The sequence below is a fragment of the Allobosea sp. 01N443 genome, assembly GCF_056399325.1.
Genome location: NZ_JBFTRC010000240.1, coordinates 1 through 14843 on the forward strand (window position 1 = coordinate 1; position 14843 = coordinate 14843).

At 63.0% G+C, this 14843-nt stretch carries 13 protein-coding genes and 2 pseudogenes; 4 read left to right on the forward strand and 11 right to left on the reverse strand.

Annotated elements, in window-relative coordinates; all coding sequences use genetic code 11:
- Window positions 1–242, reverse strand: a pseudogene (locus AC1DRP_RS32955) (capsule biosynthesis protein); the annotation flags it as partial.
- A 365-nt stretch (window positions 243–607) separates the two neighbouring features.
- Window positions 608–1069, reverse strand: a complete 462-nt coding sequence (locus tag AC1DRP_RS32960) for a GNAT family N-acetyltransferase (protein ID WP_476770726.1) — start codon at window positions 1067–1069, stop codon at window positions 608–610.
- A 348-nt stretch (window positions 1070–1417) separates the two neighbouring features.
- On the opposite strand from AC1DRP_RS32960, the gene AC1DRP_RS32965 reads away from it, so the two are divergent.
- Complete coding sequence (locus AC1DRP_RS32965) at window positions 1418–2209, forward strand: phytanoyl-CoA dioxygenase family protein (RefSeq protein WP_476770727.1); 792 nt, start codon at window positions 1418–1420, stop codon at window positions 2207–2209.
- A gap of 397 nt (window positions 2210–2606) precedes the next feature.
- On the opposite strand, the gene AC1DRP_RS32970 is transcribed toward AC1DRP_RS32965, so the two are convergent.
- The 4 genes from AC1DRP_RS32970 to AC1DRP_RS32985 form a co-directional block, all read right to left on the reverse strand.
- Window positions 2607–3224: an OmpA family protein gene (locus AC1DRP_RS32970; protein WP_476770728.1), complete on the reverse strand. Its 618-nt coding sequence runs from the start codon at window positions 3222–3224 to the stop codon at window positions 2607–2609.
- Between the two features lie 2 nt (window positions 3225–3226).
- The gene (locus AC1DRP_RS32975; protein ID WP_476770729.1) at window positions 3227–3727 is read right to left on the reverse strand and encodes a hypothetical protein; all 501 of its coding nucleotides are present in this window, start codon (window positions 3725–3727) and stop codon (window positions 3227–3229) included.
- Window positions 3728–3744: 17 nt separating this feature from the next.
- Complete coding sequence (locus tag AC1DRP_RS32980; RefSeq protein WP_476770730.1) at window positions 3745–4032, reverse strand: hypothetical protein; 288 nt, start codon at window positions 4030–4032, stop codon at window positions 3745–3747.
- A gap of 353 nt (window positions 4033–4385) precedes the next feature.
- Window positions 4386–5609: a M20/M25/M40 family metallo-hydrolase gene (locus AC1DRP_RS32985; RefSeq protein WP_476770731.1), complete on the reverse strand. Its 1224-nt coding sequence runs from the start codon at window positions 5607–5609 to the stop codon at window positions 4386–4388.
- A 292-nt stretch (window positions 5610–5901) separates the two neighbouring features.
- On the opposite strand from AC1DRP_RS32985, the gene AC1DRP_RS32990 reads away from it, so the two are divergent.
- Window positions 5902–6804: a GNAT family N-acetyltransferase gene (locus AC1DRP_RS32990; RefSeq protein ID WP_476770732.1), complete on the forward strand. Its 903-nt coding sequence runs from the start codon at window positions 5902–5904 to the stop codon at window positions 6802–6804.
- A 91-nt stretch (window positions 6805–6895) separates the two neighbouring features.
- Here AC1DRP_RS32990 and AC1DRP_RS32995 read toward each other — a convergent pair whose 3' ends face one another.
- From AC1DRP_RS32995 to AC1DRP_RS33010, 4 genes are all read right to left on the reverse strand, one after another.
- Window positions 6896–8146 (reverse strand): SpoVR family protein, encoded by a 1251-nt coding sequence (locus AC1DRP_RS32995; RefSeq protein ID WP_476770733.1) that lies wholly within the window; start codon window positions 8144–8146, stop codon window positions 6896–6898.
- Between the two features lie 11 nt (window positions 8147–8157).
- Entirely contained in the window at window positions 8158–9462 is a 1305-nt protein-coding gene (locus AC1DRP_RS33000) for a YeaH/YhbH family protein (RefSeq protein WP_476770734.1), read from the reverse strand.
- Window positions 9463–9480: 18 nt separating this feature from the next.
- Window positions 9481–11430, reverse strand: a complete 1950-nt coding sequence (locus AC1DRP_RS33005) for a PrkA family serine protein kinase (protein WP_476770735.1) — start codon at window positions 11428–11430, stop codon at window positions 9481–9483.
- Window positions 11431–11673: 243 nt separating this feature from the next.
- Window positions 11674–12309: a TlpA family protein disulfide reductase gene (locus tag AC1DRP_RS33010; protein ID WP_476770736.1), complete on the reverse strand. Its 636-nt coding sequence runs from the start codon at window positions 12307–12309 to the stop codon at window positions 11674–11676.
- A gap of 137 nt (window positions 12310–12446) precedes the next feature.
- Here AC1DRP_RS33010 and AC1DRP_RS33015 point away from each other — a divergent pair, with 137 nt between their 5' ends.
- On the forward strand, window positions 12447–13253 hold the full coding sequence (locus AC1DRP_RS33015) for a prolipoprotein diacylglyceryl transferase family protein (protein ID WP_476770737.1): 807 nt from the start codon (window positions 12447–12449) through the stop codon (window positions 13251–13253).
- A gap of 149 nt (window positions 13254–13402) precedes the next feature.
- Here the strand turns inward: AC1DRP_RS33015 and AC1DRP_RS33020 are convergent, their stop codons facing one another.
- Window positions 13403–13645: a hypothetical protein gene (locus AC1DRP_RS33020; RefSeq protein ID WP_476770738.1), complete on the reverse strand. Its 243-nt coding sequence runs from the start codon at window positions 13643–13645 to the stop codon at window positions 13403–13405.
- 845 nt (window positions 13646–14490) lie between these two features.
- Here AC1DRP_RS33020 and AC1DRP_RS33025 point away from each other — a divergent pair.
- Window positions 14491–14843 (forward strand): annotated as a pseudogene (locus AC1DRP_RS33025) (hypothetical protein); the annotation flags it as partial.

The window sequence follows — 14843 nt, forward strand, 5'->3', positions numbered from 1 at the left end:
AGGTCGCCGTGCGCGGCCTCGCCTGGGTGCACAAAGACCGCTGGCGTCCCGGTCGAACAGAGGACGGCTGCAAAACGATTGGCAGAAAAACCGGCTTTCCCCATGCCGGTGACGATCACCTTGCCGCGACAGGCTTCTATGGCCTCAATCGCAGCATCGAAAGCCGAATTAACCTCTACGGCCGCGATGGCCGCCGCTTCAGCACGCAATATCTGCTGCGCTCGCTCTTGGACATTGGTCATTTCCACGTCCTGATACCTCCAAAGGTACTTCATGCCCCGTCGCCGAAAGGTCCGCAACGGGGCGATACGGACCGCGCCGAGAATGGGCTCTGTCGGATGAAAGGGGCGCCGGCTCTGACCTCATCAGTCATGATCCAGGAAGAAACGCGAGGTCCTGGGGTCCGAGCGACGCAGATCCCAAAGCTTCTTGGCTCTTTGCCTTTGAAGTCGGAACCCAAATCACATTGGAAGGCCAGATAGAGCCGGGGAAAACCATAGCAATACTTCGCCTGGAAGCGCCCACGAGAAAACTGCGCAGGCAAGCAATCAGGGCGGCGCAGGTGCTCCACGTCCGCGGCAACCACGACCTGTAAATGGTCGACCGTTCACGCGGTCGTCCGGAACTTCAACAAGCGTTGGCCGTGGTAGTCCAACTCACCGTCGGCAATGAAACCAAGTCGGGCAAGGCCCTTCACCCGCGACCTGCTCGGCGGCAGCAGGATGCTGACATTGCCGATGCCAAGGTCGGCCCGACGCTCCATGAAGCCGTGAAACAGCTCGGCGCCATGCCCCCAGAACGCGGGTAGGAGAACGAGGGCGAGGTCAGCGCCATCTGCCTCTTTCTGAAAGCCACCCCAGCCCGCAAAGCGACCATCAATGAGGATGGACCATGGACCGTAGCCGTTGTGTTGCCACTGGGCGTCCTTGCCCTTGGCCCAGTCGAGGGCAGATGCTTCAGTCCACTTGCCATCGGCGAGCGGCATGTGACGCGTGACGTCAGGATGGTTCAGCAGAACCAGCCAGTCGGAGGTGGGGATGTCGGCAAAACAGTGGAGGGTGAAGGCCATAGCCTCCTCCCTATCACGATGGCCGGTCGAGGCGAGCACTGACTAGCCTGTCGAGACGGCCGTCGGGAATCCTGCAACGGCTCGAGACCGGGTCTTGAGCAGTTTGATCCGGAGCGACCGCTTCCGGGCGATGACTCGGAGTTACCTCTTGGCGCCTTGACGGGGAAGAGCCGGGCAATGGTGACCTTGAGGCTGCCCTTGTTGCCGTGGTAGGGGGGCTCGTCATGATGTTCGCCTCCACGTTCTTTCCCCTGATCTGAACGGCCTCAAGCCGTCCGGCGCCTTCGCGCCGATCAGATCAGATCAAAACGGCTTCGCTGATACGGCAGCCGAGCGGAGAAACGTGCAATGCCCAATAATGCGCAGATTGGCCTGACATCCCGTCAGGTCCAGAGCTTCATCGACGACGGATTCGTCAAAATCGAGAACGCCTTCAGTGCCGATTTTGCAAGGCAATGCCGGGATGAATTGTGGGCAGATATCGGCTTATCGCCCAGCAAGCCGGAAGGCTGGACGCGACCGGTCATCCGGGTGAGCTCGAAATCCTCGCCTGCTTTCATCCAGGCGGCCAATACGCCGCCCCTGCACAAGGCCTTCGATCAACTCGTCGGCGTAGAGCGTTGGATCGCCCCCAGGGGGCTTGGGACCTTTCCGATTCGGTTCCCCTCGGCGCAAGCGCCAGGGGACGACGGCTGGCATGTGGATGTGAGCTTTGGCCTGGACAATCCGGATTTCATGGAATGGCGAGCCAATGTAAGGAGCAGCGGACGAGCCCTGCTCATGCTCTTCCTGCTATCGGATGTCGGGCCCGACGATGCTCCTACGAGAATTCGCCGGGGCTCGCATGCCGTGATTGCGCGGGAGCTTCTGCCCTACGGCGAGGCGGGAACCACACTCCGGCAGCTCTCCGCGAACGGCTACGCCTCGACTGCAGATTGTGCGGTCGAAGTCGCAACCGGAGCGGCGGGCACGGTCTATTTATGCCACCCGTTCCTGGTTCATGCAGCGCAACCCCATTGCGGCCAGCATCCGCGATTCATGGCGCAGCCGCCGCTGTTGCCACGGGGCGAGTTTGATCCGTCCTTGTCTCCCTCGCCAGTTCAGATCGCCATCCGTCAAGCCTGCGGGTTGACCTTCTGATCCTGGCGTCCGGGGCCATGCTGCGGCTCCGGACGCCAACTTGCCTTGGCAGCCTCCGGTGTTTCCCAAAGCGGACGTCCGTAGCGTCCGGCAAGCGTCGGGAGCTGATGTCACCCCATCCGATCTCGGATGTCAGCGTCCGGGCAAGATTCCAATATCCAATTGTGGTCGCCTGATCAGATCATCGGACCGGATATCGTATCCAGATCCGATGATCTAACCCTTTGTCTTTGCACCGGCTTTCCCGGAACCGCAATCCACTTTTCGGGCCGCTGCTCTAGCAGGCGCTCGGAATGTCGCTGCGGGGCGGAGGTTTCTGAGCGCCAGGCCATCCGGCCGTTTTGCCGGAGGCCGGGAGCGGGCCGACGCGTTGTCGTCGGCCCGCAGACAATCGCTTCTACTGCTTGGGCATAACGAACTCGACGCGTCGGTTCAGGGCACGCCCTTCGGGATTATCCGCTCCGGTCTTAAGCGTATTGGGTTCGATCGGACGCTTATCGCCGAGCGCTTTGACCGAAAGCCGCGCTTTATCTGCTCCGTGTCTCACAAGCCATTGCGCGACGACCTGGGCCCGCCGAAGGGACAGTTCCTGATTATACCGAGCAGACCCTTTTGAATCCGTATGCCCCTCGATGACGATCGTGCCAGCGGGGACAGATGCGACGAGACGCGCGATATCGGTGAGTGTCGGTTCGGCAGCCGACCTGATGTCGGCCCTGTCGAAATCGAACAGGATATCGCCCGTCATCGACAGCCTGACGGTCGTCGCATCGTGTCGCACGGAAAGACCACCGTGCCGGGCGGCAAGTCCGCCGGCTTTCGCCGACAGATCAGATACCGCGCTGTTCAAGTCGGAGGGGAGTCCCTTCAGATCCAGAGCCGTGGCCTTAAGATCCAGAACCGTGGCTTTGAGATCGCGTATTTCGCGATGGTAAGGTGGCTCTTGCGCAAACGAGCTACTTGCCACTCCCAGAAACACGACGATCGCGAGGGAAGACTTGGTCGCACCCGCCATGGCTATCGGTCGGTGATTTTGATCGCGTCGAGCGTCTCGACCCCCGGGATCGTCAACGACACGTCCGTGACATCCTTCGGTGGAGCAGGGAACCTGCCATGCCATGAGCCCGCGATCGGAGAATCCTTGTTGGCCTTGATGACCAGGTTAGGATTTGTCAGCGGCTTGTCGTTGCTATCTGTCAGCAGCAGGTATTTCTTCTTGCCGGCAAGAACATAGAAGCTGTTTTCATAAGCATCCTTGCTGATCGAATCATAGAGTCGTTCCAGCTTGTTCGTGGCGATTGGCTTGAAGCGAAGCTTGATCGTAAGGACATCGCCGGCGCGGGTAGCTTCGACGACTTGGGCTTCGGCGGCCCCGCCATCAGTCAAGCCAGTAGCCAAGGGCGAGACAGAATTGGCCTCGGCCTGAGTTTGGGCAAACGCAGTTTGAACGAAACCAGCCGTTGCCAGGAAGGCACTAAAGGCACAGGCGGTCATGGTAATTCTTGTCACTTTTACCATGTCAATCCTCTTTACTTTCAAAATTGCAGGCAGGGCGTACGAATCACAATACGAAATTCCATAGCCGGCTTGCGTGGAGGCAATGTGGCTGCCTCCTGACGCATCGGCTGGAAAGGTGGATTGCGGGTTTCGGGAAAGCCGATGCAGGCACACGGGGATTGGATCATCGCACCGGATACGATTTCCGGTCCGATGATCCAGGATTTCCACGCCGCCGCCGGCGATATCTGGGCGGTCAGGACGAGGCCCGCCTTGGGATTCAGGCAGTCTGAACGCCGAGATGCGCGAACGCCAAGACGACCCATCGTTGGATCTCGCCGCCCAGCGCGAACCCGAGGACGGCATGCCCTGAGCCGGGGAGGGCGATTGGCAAGGCCGCCAGCAGGGACGCTCGACCCCGTGGYGGCATTCGAAGTACCAGACCATGACGCCCGGAGCTGGCGCTAGGCGGCCCACCGAAGCAGCCGGCCGAGCCCAATGCCTGGCTTGGGTGGGACGCTGCCGTTAAGGGGCAGAGCCGACGGTGCCGCGATGATCGAAGACGCGACATCCTCCACGCGCAAGGCGAGTTCGTCTCTTGCGCCATTCTGTCCGCGCAATCGCAACCGGTCGAGCAGCACGATCAAATGCAGCGGCAACGACCGGGCGACAGGACCGTTCACGCGGCAGGGAAGCCCGCCGTGGCCAGGATCGTGGCAAGGCTCGCCGTCATGCCCGATATGCTCGCTGTCTTTTCGACATCGATCCACTCGCCGAGGGAATGGGCCCTGCCGCCGGTGCCGCCCGAGCCGATCTTGATCGCCGGGATGCCGAGGCTCATCGGAATATTCGCGTCGGTGGAGGAGGCTTCGTGCCTGGGCACAAAGCCATGGGCCCGAAGCGCTGCGGTCGCGTATTGCACGATATCGGCGTCCACCGGCGTGTTGCCCGCCGGGCGGTCGCCCAATGCTTTGATTTCGACCGTGATCGCGCCCTCGCTGGTCGAGCGGGTCGCGTTCTCCTGGTTTACCGCCGCAGCCACGATTTCGCGGCAGCGCGCGTCCAGCCTGGCAAGTTCGTCCGCCGATTCCGAGCGCAGGTCGATATCGACCCAGGCCTCCTCGGGGATGGCGTTGACGGATGAGCCGCCGCCGACGATGGAGGCACAGAATGTCGTGCGGGGTGTCGCCGGCACCTGGATGCGGCCAAGCTCCACGATCGCCTGGGCCATGGCATACATCGGGTTGACGATGCCGAAGGCCTGGAAGCTGTGCCCGCCCGGCCCCTTGAACCTGACGGAATAGCGCTTCGAGCCGACGCCGCCGACGACGACCTTCTCCACCTGCGGACTGTCGACGGTGATGAAGGCTGCGATCTTGTCGCGATACCGGCCCTTGCTGAAGAGATGGCGGACGCCGCGCAGGTCGCCGAGCCCTTCCTCGCCGACATCGCCCACGAACAGGATATCATTGCGGGTCCGGACGCCGGCGGCGTCCATCGCGCGCACGAAGGCCAGGAGCACGGCAAGGCTGCGGGTGTCGTCGCCCACGCCCGKCGCATAGAGCTTCGTGCCCTCGCGGCGCACGGTGACATCGGTTCCCTCAGGGAAAACCGTATCGAGATGCGCGGCGACCACGATCAATCCGCCGTTGCCGGTGCCGCGCCGGAGGCCMATCACATTGCCGATCTCGTCCTGCTCGACATCCTCCAGGCCATGCGCCTGCAGCATCTCCAGATAGGCGGCGGCGCGCTTCTCCTCCTTGAAGGGGGGCGCGGGAATCTCGGTCAGCGTGATGATGTCGGCAATGGTGCGGTCATGCTCGGCCTCGAGCACCCTGACCGCCTCCTTGAAGGCCGGATGGTGGGTGATCGCGGCAATTTCAGAGGCGTGATCGCGCTGCACTGGCATTTCCTCATCATGCGGTCTTCATGACCTTCAGAACTGCGCCACGTCTGCCTTCAGCCTCGGTGCGGCGCAAGCGTTCTCCCCCGGGCGGCACGCGTGGCGCCATTGCGCCGGGCTCAAGGCGCGCACGGGCTTTTGACGGTCAGGCCGGCCGGGAAGGGCGCACGACCAACTCAGCCATCAAGCAGGCGCGCGAAAGAGCGGGCCTGCGGCAGCGCGATGGCATTGGCCTTGTCAGCCGGAGATTCGATGCCAAGACTGATCTGAATTGCTCTGACGGAGCTGTCCCATGTCACTCGTCTACAGGCCGGCCCGCGCGCAGGATTTGGCGACGGCTGATGCCCTCGTCGTTGCCAGCATCAATGATCTGACCACGCGCCATGGTTTCGGTCCGATGGCGACGTCGAGCGCTCCCAATTTTCAGCTGTTTTCACTCAAGGACGATCCCGACGGCCTATGGGTCGCGGAGGATGACGGTGAGCTTCTCGGTTTCGCCTGGAGTTGGGTATGCGGGAATGTCTGGTTTCTTGCCCAGCTATTCGTCGATCCGGGCCAGCAGGGACGTGGCATCGGCAATGAATTGATGAAGTTGAGCCTGGAGCATGCCCGGAAATCAACTGCTGCTCACAAGGTTCTGATCACCTTTACCTTCAACAGGGTCTCGCAGGGGCTCTACATCCGGCATGGCCTCTTTCCAAAGATGCCGATCTATTTTCTCAGTGCGACGCGGGAGCGGGTGATTGAGGGACTGCCGGAGCCTGCGTTGCAGAGCATCCCGATCGACGGCAGCGCCGCGACCCTGGAGAGACTGGCCGAGATCGATTCCCGCGCGATCGGCGTCTCGCGAGAGAAGCATCACCGCTACCTGCTCGATGACCCGGCGACCACGGGGGTCTTGCTCTGCGCCGGCAACGATTGTCTCGGCTACAGCTATGTCACGTCCAGCGGGCATATCGGACCTCTCGCCGTCAGGGAGGTTGGCGACCTCGGGGATGTCTTTGCGGCGGCATTGAAGATAGCGGCCGACAGGCCCAGCGAGACAATATCGGCGTTACTGCCCAGCACATGCGAAAGCGCGTTGAGCCTTGCCGTCAGTCAGGGCATGCGCATCACCTTTCCCATGCTGCTGATGGCGTCGCAGGGCTATGGAACCTGGACGCGATACCTGCCGCGCAATCCGGGCTTCATGTGATCATGAGCACCTGCTTCTGATGAAGGCGTTGGAACGGGCTGACTCAGCGGCCTTGGGGGCGTGGCACAATGCGCGTCCCGGTGCCTATGAACTATATCGATCCGTCAAGCTGACGGCTGGACCGTTCGAAGACCGTGCCCCCCGTCTGCGCGTCAACGCCTTCCAGGCTGACCTCATAGCCCCATAGCTCATGGACATGCCGCAGCGTCGCATCGCAGCCGGCGCTTTCCAGCAGGATGCCGTCATTGACCTTGTGCTGCAGGCGCAGATGCCGCTGGCCGAGCAGGTCCACATCCACGATCTGGATGTCCGCATGGCTCGCCCCGATGTCGTATTTCTGGGCCAGGGCCGTGCGTATGGACGCGTAGCCGCGCTCATTATGGATCGAAGCCACGCTGTAGAACGAGTCGTTCGCGGCGTCCGAAAGCAAGAACAGCCGCCACTTCCGGATCAGGGCCGGGCTGAGATACTGGCGAATGAAGGATTCGTCGCGGTGGTTGGCCCAGGCGTCCAGCAGGATCGTGCGCCAGTCTCCGGTTCCCGCGATCTCGGGAAACCAGTCGCGATCTTCCGCGGTCGGCTCGGTCACGACACGCTGGATGTCCTGCATCATGTCCAGCCCCAGCGCATAAGGGTTGATGCCGGAAAAGCGGGGATCGTCGAAGGCTGGCTGGAAGACGACGTTCGAGTGGTTGCGCAGGATTTCCAGCATGGCGCCCTCGCTGATCCGGCCGCGGTCGAACAGCGTATTCAGGATCCTGTCGGATGAGAGCCGGGGAGGGCGGCGATAGCGGAACACGCCCTGTTCCATCAGCGCATGGGCGGCGTCGAGAATGGCCTCGACCGCCGCAACGCCATGCCTTTCCTCGCAGCGGGCGATGAAGCCCTTGGCGAAATCGAGATAGCCGAGGATCGCGCCCGCATCGGCCCATTGCTGGAACAGGTAGTTGTTCTTGAAGAAATGGTTGTGGCCAAGGGCAGCATGCGCGGTCACCAGGGCCTGCAGGGCCATGGTGTTCTCTTCCATCAGATAGACGATGCAGGGATTGGAGTTGATCACCACTTCATAAGCGAGGCCGCGACCGGCCTTGCGATAGAGCAGTTCCTGGCGGAGGAAGTGCTTGCCGAATGACCAGTGGCGATACATCAGCGGCATGCCGATGGATGAATAGGCATCGAGCATCTGCTCTGAGGAGATGATCTCCATCTGCACCGGGTAGACATCGAGCCGGAGCTCTTCCTTCGCAACCGCCTCGATGACGTCGTAGACATGCGACAAGGTCGCGAAGTTCCAGTCCGAGCCGGAGAACAGCAGATCGGATCGGGGCGTTTGCCTCGCCATCGGCGCTTCCCTCACTTGCGCAACTGCGCCGGTTGGCGGGTGAAGAGATGCCGGAAGACCGGGTAGATGTCGGCGGCCCGAGCGATGCGGCTCATGCCAAAATTCGGCCATCTCTCCTTGACCGTGAGATAGGCGCGCCAGAGCGAGGTGCCGTTGTCCGTGGAGCCGAAGATCTCGCTCTCGCGTTCGTCGATGATCTCGACATAGGCAAAATACTGGCACAGGCGCATGATCTCGCCATCCATCAGTTTGAGGCAGCGCCTGGAGTCGGTCGCGAGGTTGTCGCCGTCCGACGCCTGGGCGGCGTAGATGTTCCACTCCCGGCTGGGATAGCGCTGCGCGATGATGCGCTGCATCTCCTCCAGCGCCGTGGAAACCACGGTGCCGCCGCTCTGCATGCTGAAGAAGAAGGTGTCCTCGTCCACCTCCTGCGCCATGTGGGTATGGCGGATGAAGACGATGTCCGTGCGATCGTAGCGCCGCTTCAGGAACAGATGCAGCAGGACGAAGAAGCGCTTGGCCAGGTCCTTCTCGCGTTCGCCCATCGAGCCTGAGACGTCCATCAGRCAGAACATCACCGCGTTCGCGTTGGGCCGAGGCTGCGCGTCGAAGCGATTGAAGCGGATATCGACCGGGTCGACGAAGGAAATCACCCGGCGCCGGCGCTCCAGCCGGTCGAGTTCGGCGCGCAGGGCTGCGACGTCGGCGTCGGCGGCGCCTGGCTCGTCGGCCTCGATCCTGGCCAGTTCGCGCAGGATGGCCTCGACCTCCTCGCGCCTGGGCCGCTGGAGGGCGATGCGGCGGCCATGGCTGTTTCGCATGGTGCGCGCGATGTTGATGTTCGTCGGCGAGCCGCTCGCCGAGAAGCCGGCCCGCCGCGGCTTGAAGGCGACGATCTCCTTGAGATTGAGCTTGACCATGTCGGGAAGTGCGAGATCTTCGAAGAACAGATCGAGCACCTCCTCGCGCGACAGCACGAAGCGGAAATCGTCCTCGGAATCCTCCAGGCCGGGCGACGATCCCGATCCGCCGCCCCGGCCCGGCTTCGGCATCCTGTCCCCCGGCGCGAAATGCCTGTTTCCGGGCAGGACATGCTGGCGCCGGCCGCTGTCCCCGGCATCGCGGAAGCGCGGCTCGCTCGTGCGCTTCGCCGGGAGCGAAACGGCGTGCGCCCCGTCTGCATCGGCGATCTTGCCGGCCCGGATCTGTTCCTGGACGCTGCGCTTCAGTTCCGCGCGGACGCGGTGCAGAAAGCGCTGGCGATTGCCCAGGCTCTTGTCCTTCGGGTTCAGGCGGCGGTCGATGAAAATCGGCATGGCACGCTCCGGCCGCGTTCAACCCGCCTTGTTCACACGCATGTACCAGTCCACCAGGCGCCGGACCTGGCGCTCGGTATAGCCACGCTCCACCATGCGCTGAACGAAGCCCTGGTGACGCTTCTCGGTCACGCTGTCCTGCTTCGAGCCGAAGCTGATGACGGGCAGCAGATCCTCGACCTGACCGAACATCCGCTTCTCGATCACCTGGCGCAGCTTCTCATAGCTGGTCCAGGACGGGTTGCGGCCATTGTTCCTGGACCGGGCGCGCAAGGTGAACTTCACGACCTCGTTGCGGAAGTCCTTGGGATTGGCGATGCCCGCCGGCTTTTCGATCTGCGACAATTCAGTGTCGAGGACCTGCCGGTTGAGCAGCTGGCCGGTATCGGGGTCCTTGTAGTCCTGATCCTCGACCCAGGCGTCGGCATAGGCGATGTAGCGGTCGAACAGGTTCTGGCCGTATTCGCCATAGGATTCCAGATAGGCTTTCTGGATCTCGTGGCCGATGAACTCGGCATAGCGCGTCGCGAGCTCCGACTTGATGAAGTCGAGATAGGCCGCTTCCGTCTCCTTGGGGAATTGCTCGCGCTTGATCGCGCCTTCCAGGATGTACATCAGGTGCACCGGGTCGGCGGCCAGTTCCCTGGTGTCGTAGTTGAAGGTCTGCGAGAGAATCTTGAAGGCAAAGCGCGTGCTGACGCCGGTCATGCCCTCGTCGACCCCGGCGGCGTCGCGATACTCCTGGATGGCCTTCGCCTTTGGCTCCACKTCCTTGAGGYTCTCGCCGTCATAGACGCGCATCTTTGTATAGAGCGGCGAGTTCTCGAACTCGGCCAGCCGCGTCGAGACCGAGAAGCGGCTGAGGATATCGAGCACTTCCGGCGTGCAGGGGCTGCCGGCCAGTTCACTCTCGCGCAGCAGTTTCTCGTAGATCTGCCGCTCTTCGGTGACGCGCAGGCAATAGGGCACCTTGACCACCAGGATGCGGTCGAGGAACGCCTCGTTGTTCTTGTTGTTCTTGAACTGGAGCCATTCGGACTCGTTGGAGTGCGCCAGAACGATGCCCTGGTAGGGAAAGGCTCCGAAGTTCTCGGTGCCGTTGTAGCTGCCTTCCTGGGTCGCGGTCAGCAGGGGATGCAGCACCTTGATCGGCGCCTTGAACATCTCGACGAATTCGAGCAGGCCCTGCGTCGTCCGGTTCAGCCCGCCGCTGTAGGAATAGGCGTCCGGGTCCGACTGGCTGAAGTTTTCGAGCTGGCGGATGTCGACCTTGCCGACGAGCGTCGAGACATCCTGATTGTTCTCGTCGCCTGGTTCGCTTTTCGCGATGCCGACCTGCCGCAAGCGCGAGGGGTTCAGTTTGACGACGCTGAACCCAGAGATATCGCCCGAGAGCTCGTCGAGCCGCTTCGCCGCCCAGGGCGAGATCAGGCCGGTCAGTCGACGCCGCGCGATCCCGTACTTGTCCTCGAAGAGATCGCCCATCCGATCGGGACGGAACAGGCCCAGAGGCGATTCGAAGACCGGGCTGATCCGGTCCCCGACCTTGAGCGTGTAGAAGGGGCGCTCCTCCATCAGCTTCTTCAGCCGCTCGGCGAGGGAGGATTTGCCGCCGCCGACGGGGCCGAGCAGATAGAGGATCTGCTTGCGCTCCTCCAGGCCCTGCGATGCGTAGCGGAAATAGCCGGCGATCCTCTCGATCGTATCCTCCATGCCGAAGAAATCGGTAAAGGACGGGTAGAGCTTGACCGTCCGGTTGGAGAATATCCGGCCGAGGCGCTCGTCCTGGCTCGTATCGAAAAGCTTTGGCGCGCCGATCGCGTCGACCATCCGCTCAGGGGCGGAGGCATACATCGATTTGTCTTCGCGGCAGGCCAGCAGGTATTCCCGCAGGCTCATCTCCTCCTGCGAAAAGCTTCGATAATCCTCTGAAAATAAACGGAATACATCGCCGTCTCTCTCGATCATGGCAACCATCCCACGTCGTCGGAGGTTGTCGACGACAGCCCCCGAACATTCAACCGATGACGGTCTCGCAAGTTCCTGCCCCATGGCACTTTGATGCCAGGCGGAGGGCCTCGAACGGCGAGCGCGCCGCGCGGCCTGGTGCGGGTCGAGACCTCGGTCCTTTCGTTCGTCCGCCTGTTCTTCGGGCATCTCCCATGACGCCGAAGCCAACAGGCTCCAGTATGCGGGCGCAGTGCGTCCTGGTCAGCCCTCGCGCGCGAAATAGTGCATGAACCGGATCGCCTCCGGCGTGCCCCAGTCCGCCGCGCCGGCGAGATGGCCGGCCGTCCTGCCCCTGGCATCGACGACATAGCTCATCGGCATCCCGTAGAGCTGGAAGGGCGTCTGCACCTGCGATTTCGGTCCCGACGCGACGAGGCCGTCGCGGTCGATGAAGCTCGCAAAGCCGCGCAGTCCCAACCGGTCGATGAGCCGTCGGGCAGCGGCCGCGTCGCGGTCGATCGAGACAGGGACGACGGCGAAACCGAGATCGCGTCTCTGCTGCAGGCGATGCAGGATCGGCAGCTCGCGAAGACAGGGCGGGCACCAGCTCGCCCAGAAGGCCACGAGACAGGGACGGCCACGATAGCTGGCGAACGACCGGGTCCGGCCGTTGAAATCCGTGAGCGAGATGGCCGAGACATCCTCGCGCGGGTCGAGTTCGATGAATTGCCCGCCGGCTTCGGTCACGAAGGGCGGCGGAGCCGCCAGCGCCCGCGGCGGCAACAGCGAGATCGCCCCGGCCGATCCGCCCAGCAGCAAGCTGCCCAGCAGGACCTGGCGGCGATGCAGGATCGGGCTCGCGGGCCCGCTGTCCTGCCGGATGTCGTCTTGCGTCATAGCGATGCCTTGCTCTCTTGCCTGCGAAGCCCGAGAGGAAACTGAGCTTAAGCCTGGCTTAAGGCGCCCGCCCGATGCAGCCGGAACCGGCCCTCGGATCGGCCGGCCTTATCGCGCGAGAGCAGGAGCGCAATCGGATGAATGCCGTCAGCATCGGTCCCTTCGTCTTCGCGCCGGACCGCTTCGCCGCGATCCTCGCGATCGCGACCCTGCCGATGGCAGCCGCGCTCCTGTCCAGGCGGTTTGACGCGCGTTTGAACGCATGGGCGTCGTCGGCGGTCCTTGCCGCGATCGTCGCTGCCCGCCTCGGCCATGTCGTCCTGCATTGGTCGAGCTTTGCGCAGGAGCCATGGCGCATGCTGGCGATCTGGCAAGGCGGATTCTCGATCCCCGCCGGGCTGCTCGGGATGGCGCTCGTAACCGCATTCTACGGTCGATCGGTTCGCTTCGCCGCCGGTGCAGCCGGGGCAGTGCTCGTCGCCGGCCTCGTCGGACTGGTGACGCTGGAGCTGACGAAGGCGACCTATGGCCAGCAGGCGCCGGCAACCCGCATGGCCACCCTGGACGGCGCCCTCCGCTCGATCGGCGATTTCGAGGGCAAGCCGCTCGTCGTCAATCTCTGGGCGACGTGGTGCCCGCCCTGCCGCCGGGAGATGCCGATGCTGGCGCGCGAAGCGGCCGAGCGGGCGGATGTCGGCTTCCTCTTCGTGAACCAGGGCGAGAGCGYCGAGAAGATCCGGAGCTATCTCTTGGCCGACCGGCTGACGCTCGATCATGTCCTGCTCGATGCCGCCATGACCCTCTCGCGCCATTACGCGGCGCCTGGGCTGCCGGTGACGCTGTTCCTGCGCCGCGACGGCACGCTCGCCTCGCTCCATACGGGCGAGATTTCGCGGGAGGCCCTGGCAGCCGGTATCGACGGCATCATGGCGGAGCCGCGCTGAGCGATCCCCCTGGCCGCCCTCTGTCCTGATTCAGGCTGGCACCAGCACCACCTTCGCAACCCTGGGGACGCGATCGTGCCGGGCGATCACGTCTGGTTCCGCGTCCCAGCGATGAGCGGGAACGCCTCAGGCAACCGGCCGGCAAAGCGTCACCGTGCCTGGAGTCTCCGGTAGCCCGCGATCAGGGCCGCGGCGGCGGCGTCGATCTCTGCGGCAGCGCTGAAGCGGCCAAGCGAGAGCCTGACGGCGCCGAGCGTCGGGGCGGGCCCGTCCTCGTCGGCCTCGATAGTCCGTCCCGCGCGAACGAGCAGGCACCGGCTCGTGGTGATCAGGTCGGCCGGGGAGGGAGCTTGCGGGCGGCCCGCGCCGGGGGTTTCCGCGCCCAAGATCATGGCCCCGGTCTCAGGGGGCGCCTGGGTCCGGGGACAATCTGCCAGCCTTCTGGCCAAGCCGCCAACAGGGAGACTCGACCCCATCACGACCTTCAAGCATCGATATGCGAGGTCCGCAAAAGGGTGGTTTGCTGACCTATCGCGTCGTCGAATTTAACGTCATGCGCCCAAGCTGCTTGGCGCCTGATAGCAGAGCGCTGCAACCCGGCTCGGTCGCCGGAAGGCGCTAGCGGCGAACGCCGACCCTGTTGACACCCCCGTTGCGATTTCCCGGACGAGGCGCGGTGACGGCTCCGACCCCGACGGGCCGAGCGACGAGGCGCACACCGGGCCGCGCGACGCATCCGGCGGGATAACCAATATAGCTACAATAAACGACGGCATTTGCGACTTCCGTTGTCGCGGCAAGACCGGTGAAGGCGATTCCGGCCGTCGCCGTAGCGAAGATTGCAAGTTTGATCTTTGTCATTTCAGGTCCCCTGGACTTTCAAGACAGCAAGCGCTCGTGATGTTGAACCCTGCCATTATCGAAGTGGTGCGAAAATTGTACCTAGGGACATCAAATGTGCCGCCCAGTTCGGCGCGCGAAGAGGGCGGGCGTTTGGAGCAGTTGCGTGGGACGGAAAGTCAAAGGCGAGACGCAGTGTCAAACTGTTAGCGTAAATTCCGGTTCTTTCGGGGGGCTTTAAATTCGTTAAACGAGAGGATCGTCTTTGACGGTTAGCGCTACTATACATTGAGACGGGGGATCGAAAACTCGGAGATCATCAGAATTTGGCTTGTGATGCCTGCGTCTATCTGGGCATCATGAGTGTTCCAGAGCTGATGGGCGGGAGATTAACTCCATGAAACGCCAAGCGACATCCAGTTGTGTTTCTGATGCCGCGGCCTCCCAACCGGTGTCGGGGCCCTGCGAAGCCGATATCCGCGCCCAACTCCACCGCATTTTAGAAAGCTGCGATTTCAAGGCGCCCGATCGGGTACGCCGGTTTCTGTCCTACGTGGTTGAACAGACGCTCGCTGGGCGGGCAGACCGCATCAAAGCCTATTCGGTCGCTGTCGAAGTCTTCGGCCGGGATACGAGCATCGACGTTCTGAACGATCCGGTCGTTCGTATCGAGGCCGGGCGGCTCAGGCGCGCCTTGGAGCTTTACTATTTCCTTGAGGGCAAGACAGACCCCGTCCTGATCGAAATTCC